This is a genomic window from Aliirhizobium wenxiniae (assembly GCF_019511445.1).
GTDB classification, from domain to species: domain Bacteria; phylum Pseudomonadota; class Alphaproteobacteria; order Rhizobiales; family Rhizobiaceae; genus Neorhizobium; species Neorhizobium wenxiniae_A.
In genome coordinates this window covers 129,799-145,087 of the sequence record NZ_JAEUAN010000015.1, presented here as the reverse complement: position 1 = coordinate 145,087, position 15,289 = coordinate 129,799, and the positions used below count along the sequence as shown (strand labels likewise).

Here is a 15,289-nt window from a genome sequence, read left to right as displayed (position 1 = left end):
GACCTCCTCAGGTTCGCGTTGCATGGACTTCATGTCCCCGAAAAATTGGTGACGTTCCTCTTTTGTTCCGTCGCTTGCAAAGAGTCAAGAGATTCAAAAATGGCAATTTCGCCAAAACTTACACACCGGAAAAAATGCCGAGACGAATCAAGACTCTAACTATTTTGACTTTCGCAATTGTTTTTACGGTGTGATGATCGGCCCGGTACCCCTTTGAATTAACGTCGGATCATAATGCTCTTTCGATCCTTTGCCGCATTTGCCATCGCCGCAGTTTGCCTCGTGATCGTCGCAAGCGGTTCTCATTCGCAGCCAATGCCGCCAGTTGCGACGATGTCCACGCCAGAGCTTCGGCGGCTCTGCCGTGCGGGAAGTGCAGAAGCGTCCGTTCTGCCTGAAGCCGACGCAAATTCGATCCTTCAAGATTATGAGCAGTCACGGGCGGCGTGCGACCGGCTGGTGGAGGCCTCAGGCCTCCAGGGCGACGCACTGGTTGACGCGCTTCTCGACCGCGCGGACTTTGAGGCGCCAGGGCAAGACGACAAATACGAACGGGCCTTGGCCGACTATGCCCGCGCAATCGAGCTGTCCCCCGGCTCCGCTGATGCTTACTGGCGGCGAGGCAAGGCAAACCTTCTCTATGCGCGTAATCTCCCGGCTGCCTTAAAGGATCTCGATGAGGCCATTCGCATCGCCCCCTCCCACGCAGAGTTCTTTGTCACCCGTGCCTCGATCCTGAGCTGGCTTGGGGAGCCGGCACGGGCCCTGGCCGATCTTAATAAAGCGCTTGGGCACGATCCTCATTCGGTACATGCGTTGACCAACCGCGGCCTTGCTCACTCCAATAATGGCGACACCGCTAAGGCCCTTGTTGACTTCGACGCCGCCATAAAACTTTCTCCGAATGATTCAGGACTCTATGGCTTTCGCGCCGCAGCCAGGCGGGCGTCCGGCGACAACACGGGGGCAAAGGCGGATGATGCGAAGATGACCGAGCTGATGTTTAAACAAGCTCAGTAAGGACAAGTGCGGCGGCTCTCGCCGCCCGCCTTTATTATTACGTGCGACCTCGAAAAAGCGTCACGTGACTGCGAGATCAAAGACGATGACGGTTGCGCGGACGGTGCGCTGCCCGGAGTCTCCCCGTCCTTCTCACCCCTTCGAAACCCTCATCGCTCCGACATCGCCGAAAATGCGTTGAACGGCCGCGATTTGATCAGCAGTGATGTCGACCGAGACCTCAATGTCGCCGTCGAGTGCGCCGTCATGGCGGGTCCCATCGGCGTGCGAGGCGTCTCCGCCGGATGCGTGCGAACCGGATGTGTTTTCACTCGTGGCCGACTGTACGAAGATGTCGGGCCGCGACACGCCCTGCTGTTGAACGAGATGTTCGACCGCCAGGTCGGCCGCCTCACGCGTTGAGAAACTCGCGCGGATGGTAACGGTGCTGTCGTCTGCCATGATAATCTCCTTTGGCTTTGATGAGAGTGAAACTCTCAGGGTGCGCCGATGTTGCGAAGTTTTCTGTCTTCTCCCCGGCGAGCGGCCCGCCGGACTGGTCGAAGCTCTTCTATGGTCGGGTGCCACCACTCGGCGCCTTCCGCGTGTGCTACCTTCGCAGGCCATGTGCGTACGAGTTCGTCCAACCTCGGCTTGCGCCACAGCCCCCAGACGTGATCTTCCGTTACACCCGGATAGAATTCTGCCGTCGCCTCTGGATCGACGAGTTCCCCGGTAATCTCAGTGAAGATTACCAGGCCATATTGAATGCCGACGACACTGTCCAAAGGAGGAAGGTCGTCGCTTGCGAGAGGGTATCGCCGCCTTTTCCGCTCAGCCGAGAGTCGTTTCGACTTCGCCTCCTCTTCCGAGCCTTTCCGGGCTTCAGCTCGACGCCGCCGTTCCTCAGGCTCGTTCCTTCTCGCCGCCTCCTCGATTGCCGGCCAGTGGCTGCGGAGCTCTTGATATGAACGGTAGGGGACGTGCCAGATCTTCTGGTCACCATCCCACCGCGAATGGGGGATCTCGCGCAGTTCGTCGACGACCGTGCGCGAATAAGGCGTGCTGATCAGGAAGCCCGCTTTTCCGAGTGCAAGATAGCAGCTCTCGATCGGGTCGAACTCGAATGCATCCCTGCCCTTTGCGTCGGCGAACGCATCAGCCTCTGCTTCGAGTTCGGCAAGCCACCGCCCAACACGTCGTGCAGCAGTCTTGCCTGGCACGAACCATGCCTTCCGGGTGTCGCTCCACCGCGCCCTGGGGAAACGCGTCCGAAATTGCTCGACAGTCATGCGGTCGAACGGAAAGGACACCGTCTCTCCTGGCGCGGCTTCGACATTCTCCGTTGTTTGCTCGTCGCTCATGCTGTGGAAACGGCTATGTTGACCGACAGTTTCAATCTTCCGCGAAAAGGCTGAGCCCGCTTACGGTGTTGTTGGAACTAAATCACGGCTGGACTCTTCTCAGTGTCGAGGTTCCAGGCCGTGTCAACCGGACGTGGCAGGGATGACGAACGCGATGGTTTTTCCGGTTTCTCATCGCGGCCAACGAAACGGCAGTCGAGCGTCCAACCTGTCCGGCCGGGCCTCATCCCGCCCTCATCGGAGGCGGGAGGCGGATTTGTACCGGGGACTGCCATGGCCAGCGACAAGCTCTCGACCTACAAGCAGAAACGCGATTTTCAGAAGACGCAGGAGCCGAGTGGCGCAGCGAAGCTGAAGGCGTCCAACCGCAGGCGCTTCGTCATTCAGAAACATGACGCAACGCGGCTACACTACGACTTGCGGCTCGAACTCGATGGCGTCTTCAAGTCCTGGGCTGTCACCAAGGGACCGTCTCTTGATCCGCACGACAAGCGCCTGGCTGTCGAGGTCGAAGACCATCCCTTGGACTATGGCGACTTCGAGGGGACTATTCCGAAAGGCCAATATGGCGGCGGAACTGTCATGCTCTGGGATCGGGGCTACTGGGAGCCGGAAGGCAACAAGACGCCGGAGGAGGCCCTCGCCAAAGGGGATTTCAAGTTCACGCTGGAGGGAGAGCGGCTGCATGGCAGCTTCGTGCTGGTGCGGATGCGCAATGACCGCGACGGGGGCAAGCGCACAAATTGGCTGCTGATCAAGCATCATGACGACTTCTCAGTCGAGGAGAATGGTGCTGCGGTGCTTGAGGACAACGCGACGTCCGTCGCCTCCGGCCGAACCATGGGTGCGATCGCCGCCGGCAAGGGCAGGAAGCCAAAACCGTTCATGGTGCAGAGCGGCGACGTCCAGGCAGATGCTGTTTGGGATAGCAATCACGGGCTGGCGGCAGACGAACGTGCCGCGGACACGAAGACAAAGCGCAAGCCGGCGCGGAAAAAGCCGGCAAAGTCCGCGATGCCGGAGTTCATACCGCCGCAGCTTTGCGAGACGCTCGATCGCCCGCCTTCGGCCGAGGGCTGGATCCACGAGATCAAGTTCGACGGCTATCGCATTCAGGCGCGCGTCGAAAACGGCGAGGTGATGCTGAAGACCCGTAAAGGGTTGGACTGGACGGGCAAATATCCGGCGATTGCCGCGTCGGCCGCAAACCTGCCGGATGCCATTATCGACGGAGAGATCTGCGCCCTCGACGAAAACGGAGCGCCGGACTTCGCAGCACTTCAGGCGGCGCTGTCGGAAGGCGCGACCGACCAACTGGTCTATTTCGCCTTCGACTTGCTGTTCGAGGGCGGTGACGACCTGCGGCAGTTGCCGCTGACCGAGCGGAAGGAACGCCTGCAGACACTGCTTAATGATGCCGGTGAGGACCCGCGCCTTCGTTTCGTTGAACATTTCGAAACCGGTGGCGATGCGGTCCTCAAATCGGCTTGCAAGCTCTCGCTAGAAGGCATTGTTTCGAAACAGGCAGACGCGCCCTATCGATCGGGCCGCACCGACACCTGGGCGAAGTCCAAGTGCCGTGCTGGCCATGAGGTTGTGATCGGCGCCTATGCCAAGACCAACGGCAAGTTCCGTTCCCTGTTGGTCGGCGTCTTCCGGGGTGATCACTTCGTCTATGTCGGCCGGGTCGGGACCGGCTACGGGGCGAAGACGGTCGATATGATCTTGCCAAAGCTCCGGGAGATCGAGACCGACAAATCACCGTTCACGGGCATCGGCGCTCCGAAGAAGGATCCCAACATCGTCTGGGTCAAACCCGAACTGGTCGCCGAGATCCAGTTCGCCGGCTGGACTGCGGATGGTCTCGTCCGCCAGGCGGCGTTCAAGGGATTGCGCGAAGACAAGCCTGCACACGAAGTTGAGCCAGAAAAGCCGGCATCGCCGGCAAAGACCGACACGCCGACGCCGGCCACCACAAAGCCGTCAAGGCCGGCACGGGGCAAGAACGCCAAGGCCGAGGTGATGGGCGTGATGATTTCCAGCCCGGACAAAGCGCTCTGGCCCGATGCCAATGACGGAGAGCCGGTGACCAAGGAAGATTTGGCCCGCTATTACGAGGCCGTCGGACCGTGGCTGATCGACCACATCAAGGGGAGGCCATGCTCGATCATCCGGACGCCTGACGGCATTGGCGGCGAGCAGTTCTTCCAGCGGCATGCCATGCCGGGAACGTCGAACCTGCTCGAACTGGTCAAGGTATTCGGCGACAAGAAACCCTATCTGCAGATCGATCGGGTCGAGGGGCTTGCCGCCATTGCCCAGATTGGCGGCGTCGAGCTGCATCCCTGGAATTGCGAACCGCGCCAGCCGGAGGTGCCAGGCCGCCTTGTCTTCGACCTCGATCCCGGTCCGGACGTGCCCTTCTCCACCGTGGTCGAAGCCGCCCGGGAAATGCGCGACAGGCTGGAGGAACTCGGTCTCGTCAGCTTCTGCAAGACCACCGGCGGCAAGGGCCTGCATGTCGTCACGCCGCTCGCGGTAGCGAAGGGCAAGAAGCTGTCTTGGCCCGAGGCAAAGGGTTTTGCACACGATGTCTGCCAACACATGGCACGCGAGAACCCGGAGCTTTATTTGATCAAGATGGCCAAGAACCAGCGCAACGGCCGCATCTTCCTCGACTACCTGCGCAATGACCGGATGGCGACGGCGGTTGCACCCTTGTCACCACGCGCAAGGCCCGGCGCCACCGTGTCGATGCCTCTCACGTGGAGCCAGGTGAAGACCGATCTCGACCCGAAACGCTTCACCATCCGCACCGTGCCAGCGCTGCTGGCAAAGACCAGCGCCTGGCAGGATTATTGCGATGGCCAGCGTTCGTTGGAGCAGGCCATCAAACGATTGGCGAAGTCGATCAAACAGGCCGCCTAAGATCGCTGTCGTCAGAAGCCATAGCGCCGGTCAAGCGCTCGAAGGGCAGCCTGAAGCTCATCGATGGAAACCGGCTTCGGCGTTCCGGGGATATGGCGGAACGCCGGCGTGGAATCCAACGCATAGTAATCCGAAGCCCATGCCGCCAGTATGGTCCGTTTGTCGTCCACAGTGAGACCAGTCGCTTTCACCACGTCAAGCGGCCGCTCAATCTGCATGCCCTGTAGCAGGATCGTCGGACCCACCGCCGCGGCATTGCTCGCGGCCTGCTGCAAAGTCTGGTGCATGTCCGCCTCCCTAGCGAACGTGCGGATCTTTGTCGTGCCGGCGACTGGAAGCGGCGATGACATTGGTCTCCGGTGCCAGTAGATCGTGCTTCTCAGCGAAAGCTGCGAACAGGCCGCGTGCGGTCTCCGCTTCGATCTCGCCGCGCAGGGCTGCGCCACAGGCCTTCAGCGCCACCGAATAAGCCGTGTCGCGCATTGATGCTGGCCATTCGACGAGATGCCGGTAGGCGTCTATAACTGTTCGGACCTTAGCGGGAAAGCCAAGACCGACAAGGATGATCACAGGTTCTCTGAACATATCGGGTTTCATTGTCTCTCTCCTTCCCAACCCGGAATGTGCAATAGGGCGCCACGGCCAGCGGCGCCCTTCTCCAAAGTTCAATCAGGCGGCCTTTTGCGCTTCGATCTGCGCCGGGGCGGTCGACTGCACGAGGGCCGGATCCGTCTGGATGTCGATCTTCCGCGGCTTCAACGCCTCCGGGATCTCACGAACGAGATCGATCGACAAAAGACCATTGTTTAAGTCGGCGCCATTTACCCTGACATGGTCGGCAAGCTCGAACCGGTGTTCGAACGGACGTCCGGCAATGCCGCGATGCAGGTAGCCTTCGGATGCCATCTCCTGCTTCTTGCCAGTGACCGTCAGCAGATTGGACTGGAAGGTGATGTCGAGATCATCTCGGGCAAAACCTGCGACCGCGATTGAAATCCGGTAGCTGTCATCACCGGTCTTGACGATGTCATAGGGCGGCCAATCACTGATCGAGCGGGCGCGCTGGGCATTTTCGAGGAGATTGAAGACCCGGTCGAAGCCGACGCTCGAGCGGAAGAGAGGAGCGTAGTCGTAAGATGTTGCCATAGCCATATCCTCCTTGAAGCAACATGGGTACGGAAGCGCCGAAAGACGGCGCTCCCAGCAAGGCCAGCCCTGTTTCAGCGGCTGGCGGCAATCGATTTGGTTTTTGAGAATTTAGGATTCAAGAGCACCAGCCGAAAAAAACTGAGGCCTAGCCGACGCGCTGAAATTCCTGCTCAGTCGAGTTCATAAACAGCGGCATTGTCCTGGATCTCACGCAGTCCTTTGTAAGATGCGTGCCGCAGATTGCCGTCGTCGGTCCAGCCACGGAACTCGATCTCGGCAATCAGCGTCGGCTGGGCGAAGACGTAGTTCTTACCCTTCAGCGGCACGACCGGTGTCCTGGTCTTCAACCTGTCGAGCGTCTTCTTCAGATAGGCTGCGTCCTTTTCCTTGAATCCGGTTCCAACGGCCCCGACATAGACCCAGTCGTGGTCGCGGCGAGCCGCCAGCAGCAGGCTACCGACCCCGCCTCGCGCGGCGGCAGACTGCTCATAGCCGACGATCATAAAGCTCTCGCTCTGAATGCATTTGATCTTCAGCCAGTCGCCGGTGCGGCCGGGTCGGTACGGACTGTCCCGGTGTTTGGCTATGATTCCTTCCAACCCAAGCGAGCGGGCGTTATCCAGCAGTTCGGCGCCCTCTCCTGCCACCTCCTCGGACAGCTGGATTGCTCCAACTGCACCATCCAACAAGTCTGTCAGGAGATGTCGGCGGACGGACAGCTCGGTCTTCGTCAGATCGTGCCCGTCGAAGTATAACAGGTCGAAGGCGAAGAGGACGGATTCGCTCGAAGCTCGTTTGCCGCCGCGCCCGCCAAGCGAGCGTTGCAGCGCTCCGAAGTCGGACCTGCCCTGCGCATCAAGCACAACAGCTTCGCCATCCAGAATGGCAGTCCCGACTCCCAGCTCTTTGGCAGCCGCCGCGATCGCAGGAAATCGGTGTGTCCAATCATGGCCGCCGCGGGTAATAATTCGCACGCCTTTCGGCTCGATGTGCACGGCCAGCCGATAGCCATCCCACTTGATCTCAAAAGCCCAATCCGGACCGATCGGTGGAGCTGCCTTGAGCAAGGCCAGGCATGGCTCAACCCGATCGGGCATCGGATCGAATGGAAGGTTCGGCTGCGCCGGGTCGCGCTTGCGGCGCGGCTGCGATTTGGCAGATAGCCCGTCGTCCTGTAAGAGCGGTTTGGCGCGTCGCTTCATTTGCTGGACCGGGTCTCAGCGGCGACCGACTTTTTCAGAGCGTCCATGATGTTGATGACGTTGCTCGGCGTCGACTTTGCCGGCTCGGACGGTTTCGCCCTGGCCGGCTTTTTCAGCGCCTTCTTCTTGGTGGCGATGATGTCGAGCAGCCGGTCCTGCACCGGGTCAATGACCATCTTCGGGTCCCAGTGCTGCGTCTGCTTCTTGATCAGTTGCTGTACCAGGGGCATCATCTCGCTATCCGCCGTCTCGTCTTCATCGATGCCTGCGAAGTAGGTGTCTTCGTCGCGGACTTCGTCCCCGTAGCGCAAAGTCCAAAGGACAATACCCTTGCCGCGTGGCTCCAGCATGACGGCGCGTTCCCGGCGCGAGATCACCAGACGCGAGATACCAACCATGTCCTGGGCCTCCATCGCATCGCGAATGACGGAGAACGCCTCCTGTCCGACCGGATCGTTGGGCGATAGGTAATACGGCGTGTCGAGCCAGATCCATTCCACACTGTCGCGCGGGGTGAATGTGGAGATGTCGATCGTCTTGGTGCTGTCGAGCGCAACGTTCTCCAGCTCCTCGTCCTCCAGCATGATGTATTCGTTCTCGCCACGCTGGTAGCCTTTGACCTCATCTTCGTCTTTGACCTCTTTGCCGGTGACGCTGTCGACATAGTGGCTGACGACGCGGTTCTGGGTCTCGCGATTGAGCGTGTGGAAACGAACCTTCTCGCTTTCGGAGGTCGCCGGCATCATCTGCACCGGGCATGTGACCAGCGATAGCTTGAGGTAGCCTTTCCAATAGGGACGGACAGCCATGTTCTCCTCCGATCAACCGGCGCGGCGGGTCTGCGACGCCGCGGAATTGGTTTTGGCAGCGGCAGGTTTGGCGGACTTCTGGCGCGCCGTGCCCTTGTTGGCATTGGCCGCACTCCGTTTCGGCTCCGCCTTCTTTCCACCAATGCCGGCACTTTCTCTGAGTGCCTGCAGAAGATCGCTGGGTTTCGACGCCGGCGGCGCCTTTTTCTTCGGAAGCGCCCTACCCTCGATCTTGGCTTTCACCAGCTCCGCGACGGCAGCCTCGTAGCGATCGTCAAAAGTGCTGGCATCGAATCTGCCCGTCTTGGTGCCAATGATGTGCTCAGCCAGTTCCAGCATTTCGCCTTCGATCTTCAGATCGGGTAGTTCCTCGAACGCCTCCTGAGAGGAGCGCACCTCGTAATCGAAGTTCAGCGTTGTGGCGATCAGCCCTTTGCCATGCGGACGGATGAGGACGGTTCGAACGCGGCGAAAGAGAACGGTCCGGGCAATCGCGGCAACCTTGGCTTTCTTCATGCCGTCGCGCAAAAGCAAAAAAGCATCCGTGCCCATCTTGTCCGGTGCCAGATAGTACGGCTTGTCAAAATAGACGTCGTCGATCTCGTGGCAGGGGATGAAGGCGTCGATCTTGAGCGTCTTGTCGCTGTCAGGAACTGCGGCCGCGACCTCCTCGGGCTCAAGGATGATGTATTGGCCGTTTTCGACCTCGTATCCTTTTACCTGCTCGTCCCGCTCGACCGGATCACCTGTCTCGCTGTCAACGAACTCGCGCTTCACCCGGTTGCCCGTCTTGCGGTTCAGCGTGTTGAAAGCAATCCGTTCCGATGATGATGCCGCGGTGTACAGCGCCACCGGACAAGCGACCTCTCCGTATTTGATGAAGCCTTTCCAATTCGCTCTCGGGGCAACCATGACGCAGAACTCCTGACACAACCAATGCGATTCAAGCGAATCAGCATGTAATTGTTCCGAGTCGAAACGAATCAATTTTCAAGGACTTAGCGCGATAATGCCCACTCGTTTTGCGAGTCTGCGCTAGTCTCTTGATTCCCGTGCATCTTTTCCTGGTCACACGCGTTTCTTCATGGAGCGAACCTGAAGGAGCACTGCCATGAGCAAGCGCGAACTGATCGATACCGGAACTGACAAGCGTTATGTCCGCCGTGACAAGGAGGGGAAATTCAAGGAGAGTGTCGACGTCTCCCGCTCGCTGTCGGCCGATGCTCGCCACGACGCGAAGCATGATGCGAAACCAGGTCAGGGCGACAAGGGTGATCGCAAGCACTGACGGAAACGCCGGTGAAGCTCGCTACCTACAACGTCAACGGGATCAATGGCCGGCTGGAGGTTTTGCTCCGCTGGCTCGCCGAGGCAAAGCCTGACGTCGTCTGCCTGCAGGAATTGAAGGCGCCAAACGACAAATTCCCGCGCCGCGAGATCGAGCGCGCGGGCTACGGTGCGATCTGGCACGGCCAGAAATCCTGGAATGGCGTGGCAATCCTTGCCAAGGATCAGGAGCCGCGCGAGACAAGACGCGGACTGCCGGGAGATCCTGACGACAACCACAGCCGCTATATCGAGGCTGCCATCGATGGCATCGTCATTGGCTGCCTGTATCTTCCGAACGGCAATCCAGCCCCTGGGCCGAAATTCGACTACAAACTCCGCTGGTTTGAGCGACTGCATTCCTACGCCGAGGAACTCTTCGAACTCGATGTTCCTGTGGCTCTGGTCGGCGATTTCAATGTGATGCCGACCGATCTCGACGTCTACAAGCCGGAGCGCTGGCGCGATGACGCCCTCTTTCGCCCTGAGGTGCGCGCAGCTTATGCCGAACTCGTTGCCATGGGCTGGACGGACGCAGTCAGGCTGCTGCATCCGGAAGAGCGGATCTATACGTTTTGGAAGTATTTCCGCAACGCGTTCGTTCGCGACGCCGGGCTGCGCATCGATCATTTCCTGCTGAGCCCATCGCTGCGGGAAAGACTGCAAACCTGCAGCGTCGACAAGTTTGCGCGTGCCTGGGAGCATACCAGCGATCATGCGCCGGTCTGGATTGAACTGGATGACTACTAGCCCTGTTGACGCCCGAATTGACTTGTTTGGGCATTGTGCCAAGAACGCTCGAGCAACGGCCATCCGGTATTGCTGGGGCCGTTAAGACCGCTATGTGGGTTCGTACGCTCGGAATCCGTTCAATCTATCCATCAGGTTTAACGGGCTGGCTTTCGCACTCCTGGCCTTTCAAAGAGGGGCTAGAATTCTTCCCAGCTCGCTTCCTTGGTGGCCAGTGCTGCCGATCCACGGCTTACGGACGGAGCAGCGGCACGGGCACGACGCGCAAGCGCCATCGTGACGTGAGGCTGCGCGGTGCGCACCGACGAGGTCGTTGATGGAATTGGGCCATCGAACTTAAACTGCTCCAGTAACTTTGCCCCCGCTTTAAGGAACGACTTACCTTGCGTAGAGAGCCCATGCCCAATGAATTTTGCATGAACTACGATTTCGGAGAAAGTTTTGCACACACGACATCGTGTTGGTGTTCCTGGCTGACCGCTTACAGTGGCAGTCGCCGACAGCGCTTATTCAATTCTCGCTTGAGCGCATACCAAGTGATAGATACACACGTTGGCTTGTCCCCTCCCAGTTGCCAGTGAGCCGCTCACGTGACGGTGGTCAAAGTCGGCTTTTCGGATCTCGACGCCTTCCTCTCTAAGATACTCCCCTCTATTGTGGCCATTTATGCACCCTCTTTTTTCGATCTCCAAACTGGATATCCAAGCTCTGACCGATGAGCAGGCTCGTGAACTCGTCGCTCGGCTGAGCATGGCTGAGCTAGAGCGAAAGGGATATTCCCGATCAGCTGTCTCTTGGGGCGGAAACCAGCGATCTGCGGATGACGGGGTCGATGTTGAAGTCGACATTGGCGGCAAACGCAAACTGAAGGGCTACGTTCCCGCTGCACTCACCTTCTTCCAGGTGAAGGCCGAAAAATTCGGACCGCAGAAAGTAACCGACGAGATGGTGCCAGAGGGCCGTGTCCGAAAGATCTTTTCGGATCTGGCAGTAAGCAACGGCGCGTATATTATCGTCTCCACGCACGACGATGTCTCGAAGAAATATATGACACCTCGTTTGGACGCGATGAAAGCCGTGATTGCAAAGGTCCCGGCTGCTGGAAAAATCACCCTGAATTTCTATGACAGTCAGAAGTTAGCGGATTGGGTTTCGGCGCATCCAACGGTGGCAATCTGGGTCCGAAGCGTGTTAGGCCGGTCCCTCCAAGGCTGGAAGTCCTACGGTGCGTGGGCTCATGGCGAGGTCGATCAGAAGGCGGAGTACCTGCTCGATGATGGCGTCCGAATATTTGGACGCGGGCGAGACAGTGCATTGACTGCGATCCAGGCCATCAACCTCCTGCGGGCGCCCACTCCCGACAACCTTAACGTCCGCATTGTCGGTCTTTCTGGTGTCGGGAAAACCCGCCTGGTCCAGGCGCTCTTCGATAAGAGGTTGAAGACCACCAATCCTGCGCTCGACGCCAACATGGTGACTTATTGCGATTTCCAGGACGACGTCGATCCGCCGCCAAATGTCATGCTCGACTCCTTAACGGCATCCATGAATGGAGGCGTCCTTGTTGTCGATAATTGCTCTTCAGCCCTTCACGCGCGCCTGGCAGCGGAGAACGCGAAAGCCAAGAAGCTCCGGCTGATTACGATTGAGTACGACATCCGCGATGACAAGCCGGAAGACACGAATGTATTTCGATTAGAAGGCGTTTCCGATGAGATCATTAGAAAGATCTTGGCCCGTCGGCATGATATTCTGACGTCCATCGATATATCGACGATCGTCCGCTTTTCGGACGGAAACGCTCGCGTGGCTCTGGCCCTTGCTTCAACGGCCACCAGGGGAGGAGAGTTGGCGGCGCTCGGAGATGAAACGCTCTTCAAGCGGCTGTTCGAACAAGCAAACCAGCCAAACGACGAGCTGATGCGGGCAGCCGAGGTCCTAAGCCTCCTGTATTCGTTCAATGGGACCGACACGACACCGAATTCTGAGCTGGGAACGCTGGCGCGGCTCGCCGAAATGACCGTCAAAGGTATCAATCGGCACATTGCCGAGCTGAACATCCGGGGTCTGCTGCAGTCACGTGCGCAATGGAGGGCAGTGCTTCCCCTTGCGATTGCGAACCGGTTGGCAAAGCAGGCACTGGCTGCTCTGCCCGCCGACGATCTAACGGGCGAGCTCCTACAAGGCCCGGCCCGTGTTGCCCGGTCGTTTTCGCGGCGGCTGGGCTACTTGCATGATTCAGAGGTTGCTCAGCAATTGATGCGTCAATTGACGTCGGACAACGGACGGCTTGCCGATCTCTATTCTCTCGGTGACGACGGCTTCCAGATCTTTCTTAATCTGGCTCCCGTCGATCCGGCTCATTCATTGACCTGCATCGAACGTGCTTGCGCACGTGCGACTGACGAGCAGCTCGGATCGGATCGGTCGCTATCGCTGGCGACAGTCTTGCGAGGGATAGCATATGACGCTTCCCTGTTCGAGAGGGCGGTGGCGGCCTTGATCACGCTTGTGCGCTTTGAAGGCGATGAAGTCCGGCACAACTCGCGACTGGAAGTCTTGCGTTCGCTGTTCCATTGCTTTCACTCAGGGACGCATGCCACGGTCGCACAGCGTCTGGTCACCGTTTCCCGTTTGGTACGGTCCGAAGATGAGCTTGATCAGCGTATCGGTCTGTCATTGTTGCAAATCTGCCTGGCGGACTGGAATACCGCTCAGAATCTGGAGCCGGAATTCGGCGCGCATAAGCGCGATCATGGCTGGTGGCCTGAAAGCTTTGATGAGATGGTTGGGTGGTACCAACCGTTTCTCGACCTCGCCGTCGAAATTATGAATGAAGATGCAGGAGCTGGCCAAGAGATCGACCTAATCCTCGCCGAGGCTATCAGGGGCCTTTGGGTTGACCGTGGGCTCTGGCGGACCGTGAAGGCCGCAATCGAAAAGATCGAACAAGCTCGACCCTGGCCCGAAGGCTGGCTTGCGCTCAAATGGGTGTCGAACCATGGGAGGCGTCATCCTAGGCTCGACGGACAGAAAGCCCTTCCTGCCCTGATCGCGCGTCTGGCGCCAAATGATTTGATGGGCAATATCCGGGCCAAGATCCTGGGCAGAGGCTCCTTCAGTCTGGAGGATCTGGACGACACCAAGACAACTGCGGACATTGACGCTCGCTACGAGTTGCGCCAGGCAGAGGCCGTCAAGTTGGGTCAGCTCGCGGCTGGGGTTCCGGCGACACTTTCATCACTTCTACCGTCGCTTCTGGCGAACCGAACAGGCGGCAACAAAGTCCTGTATTTCGGCATTGGAGTGGGAGAGGCCCATTCAGCACCGAAATCGTTCATTGAAATCTGCCGAGCAGAAGTTGGCAGTCAACAGCCAGCTTCTTTCACAATGCTGATAGGCTTTCTTCAGGGCTGGAGCAAACAGGAGCCGGATGAGATTGAACGGTTTCTCGACGAAGCGCTGACGGATGAAGTCTGGGCGCCATGGTTCCCAATGCTGCAATGCGCGATCGGGCTTGAAGGAATGGGTTACGCGCGCCTAAAACAATGTCTCGATCGCGGCATCGCACCCATTGATCGATTCCGCGCATTGGCGCATGGCCGGGTAACCGATGCCTTGGCCATCGTCGACGTCTTTCAGATCATCGACGAGATCAAAATGAGACCGAACGGCATCCTGGTCGCCGTGGATGTGCTCCACATGGTTATCCATTGTTCAGCGACACAGCCACCGGAGTACCGTGCCGAAGTTGGGGCTGCGACCATCTCCTTTCTCAACAGCCTAAGTTGGAGCGACGTTGCGCAAAAGGGGGGGACCTTTGAAGCGGAAGTCCAGGAACTGGTCGGTTTCGCTGTAAAATCTGCAGAAAGCTTCGATGACGTTTCAATGAGTTTCGACAACCTACTCGCGTTCGGTCGATCAAAAGCTGCGTTGTACAAGGAATTCGGACAATACGCCGGTCCGTACTTCCGTCGTTTCCCGCAGGAAAGCCTGGACCTCGTCTTCCAACCTGATACCGATGGTCGCTATGTTACAAGCTTGCGGCTTGTTGGAAACGCACTTGGCCGTCATGTCGAAACTCCGATCAAGAATATCGACGATGATCTGCTGCTGGATTGGTGTGGGCAGTCAGATGAGCGGAGATTTTTTGTCGCGAGTACGTGCCGATTGTACGACACCGACGACAGGGATGACGGAGATGCCGCAACCAAGTTGTCTTCCATCGCTGTGGCATTGATGAAGGACGCCGCCCACCAAGCCGGTATGTTGCAGATTCTCGTCAGACGAATAGAGCGGAGCTCGATCAACGGTCCGTTTTCTGCAACGCTCATTCGCGAACGCGAAATCCTCGATGCAACGAGCACCGGAGATGATGCGCTTGATGGGCTGATGAGGGCAAGGAGCGATGAGTTGGGCGCAGAGATCGCGACGGCCCTCGCCTCAGAGGCGGAGGAAGAGCGCAATTTAGAAAACGTCAGCTTCGAATAACTCTACAATGGCTTGCTTGCCCGAAGGTACCGCGGAGCGGCAAAGGGCCAGCGCGCCGCGCCATAGCGGACGCTTATGTGACCGCCCATCATCTTCGTGACAAGTCGAAGGCGACTGTTTGAACTGCTCACGGCATGAAGCGCCGAGCGGGCCTTCGTCCCCGCGTTCCCGCCGGTCCTGCTCGTGGCAAGACTTGGAACCGACTGAGCACCGAAACACTTAACGAATATCTGCTGGATCAAAACATTCATGTGCGTTTCATCGCAGACCG

The 15,289-nt window shown here is 58.6% G+C and carries 14 protein-coding genes; 5 read left to right on the top strand and 9 right to left on the bottom strand.

Annotated elements, in window-relative coordinates:
• Positions 1-234 precede the first annotated feature (234 nt).
• Positions 235-1,020 carry a tetratricopeptide repeat protein gene (locus JNB91_RS18875; RefSeq protein ID WP_220327029.1) on the top strand — a complete coding sequence of 262 codons (786 nt, stop codon included), beginning with the start codon at positions 235-237 and terminating at the stop codon, positions 1,018-1,020.
• 132 nt (positions 1,021-1,152) lie between these two features.
• Here the strand turns inward: JNB91_RS18875 and JNB91_RS18870 are convergent, their stop codons facing one another.
• Positions 1,153-1,461 carry a hypothetical protein gene (locus JNB91_RS18870; protein WP_111841074.1) on the bottom strand — a complete coding sequence of 103 codons (309 nt, stop codon included), beginning with the start codon at positions 1,459-1,461 and terminating at the stop codon, positions 1,153-1,155.
• Between the two features lie 35 nt (positions 1,462-1,496).
• Positions 1,497-2,363, bottom strand: coding sequence for a hypothetical protein (locus JNB91_RS18865; RefSeq protein WP_222857558.1), 867 nt, complete (start codon positions 2,361-2,363; stop codon positions 1,497-1,499).
• 273 nt (positions 2,364-2,636) lie between these two features.
• Between JNB91_RS18865 and ligD (JNB91_RS18860) the strand changes: the two genes are divergently transcribed.
• The gene (gene ligD / locus JNB91_RS18860; protein WP_220327028.1) at positions 2,637-5,291 is read left to right on the top strand and encodes a DNA ligase D; all 2,655 of its coding nucleotides are present in this window, start codon (positions 2,637-2,639) and stop codon (positions 5,289-5,291) included.
• A gap of 11 nt (positions 5,292-5,302) precedes the next feature.
• Here ligD (JNB91_RS18860) and JNB91_RS18855 read toward each other — a convergent pair whose 3' ends face one another.
• The 6 genes from JNB91_RS18855 to ku (JNB91_RS18830) form a co-directional block, all read right to left on the bottom strand.
• The gene (locus JNB91_RS18855) at positions 5,303-5,578 is read right to left on the bottom strand and encodes a hypothetical protein (protein ID WP_220327027.1); all 276 of its coding nucleotides are present in this window, start codon (positions 5,576-5,578) and stop codon (positions 5,303-5,305) included.
• A 10-nt stretch (positions 5,579-5,588) separates the two neighbouring features.
• The gene (locus tag JNB91_RS18850; protein WP_111841071.1) at positions 5,589-5,888 is read right to left on the bottom strand and encodes a DUF982 domain-containing protein; all 300 of its coding nucleotides are present in this window, start codon (positions 5,886-5,888) and stop codon (positions 5,589-5,591) included.
• Between the two features lie 72 nt (positions 5,889-5,960).
• Positions 5,961-6,437 (bottom strand): Hsp20 family protein, encoded by a 477-nt coding sequence (locus tag JNB91_RS18845; protein ID WP_220327026.1) that lies wholly within the window; start codon positions 6,435-6,437, stop codon positions 5,961-5,963.
• A gap of 173 nt (positions 6,438-6,610) precedes the next feature.
• Positions 6,611-7,642, bottom strand: coding sequence for a non-homologous end-joining DNA ligase (ligD, locus tag JNB91_RS18840; RefSeq protein WP_220327025.1), 1,032 nt, complete (start codon positions 7,640-7,642; stop codon positions 6,611-6,613).
• Complete coding sequence (ku, locus tag JNB91_RS18835) at positions 7,639-8,451, bottom strand: non-homologous end joining protein Ku (RefSeq protein ID WP_220327024.1); 813 nt, start codon at positions 8,449-8,451, stop codon at positions 7,639-7,641. The genes ligD (JNB91_RS18840) and ku (JNB91_RS18835) overlap by 4 nt, the downstream gene beginning before the upstream one ends.
• A gap of 12 nt (positions 8,452-8,463) precedes the next feature.
• Positions 8,464-9,363 carry a non-homologous end joining protein Ku gene (gene ku, locus JNB91_RS18830; RefSeq protein WP_220327023.1) on the bottom strand — a complete coding sequence of 300 codons (900 nt, stop codon included), beginning with the start codon at positions 9,361-9,363 and terminating at the stop codon, positions 8,464-8,466.
• 199 nt (positions 9,364-9,562) lie between these two features.
• On the opposite strand from ku (JNB91_RS18830), the gene JNB91_RS18825 reads away from it, so the two are divergent.
• Both JNB91_RS18825 and xth read left to right on the top strand, forming a co-directional pair.
• On the top strand, positions 9,563-9,739 hold the full coding sequence (locus tag JNB91_RS18825) for a hypothetical protein (protein WP_010974312.1): 177 nt from the start codon (positions 9,563-9,565) through the stop codon (positions 9,737-9,739).
• An 11-nt stretch (positions 9,740-9,750) separates the two neighbouring features.
• Positions 9,751-10,527 (top strand): exodeoxyribonuclease III, encoded by a 777-nt coding sequence (gene xth, locus JNB91_RS18820; RefSeq protein ID WP_220327022.1) that lies wholly within the window; start codon positions 9,751-9,753, stop codon positions 10,525-10,527.
• Positions 10,528-10,706: 179 nt separating this feature from the next.
• On the opposite strand, the gene JNB91_RS31200 is transcribed toward xth, so the two are convergent.
• Positions 10,707-10,829: a hypothetical protein gene (locus JNB91_RS31200; RefSeq protein ID WP_262928016.1), complete on the bottom strand. Its 123-nt coding sequence runs from the start codon at positions 10,827-10,829 to the stop codon at positions 10,707-10,709.
• Between the two features lie 364 nt (positions 10,830-11,193).
• Here JNB91_RS31200 and JNB91_RS18815 point away from each other — a divergent pair, with 364 nt between their 5' ends.
• Positions 11,194-15,018, top strand: a complete 3,825-nt coding sequence (locus tag JNB91_RS18815) for a hypothetical protein (protein WP_220327021.1) — start codon at positions 11,194-11,196, stop codon at positions 15,016-15,018.
• Positions 15,019-15,289 lie beyond the last annotated feature (271 nt).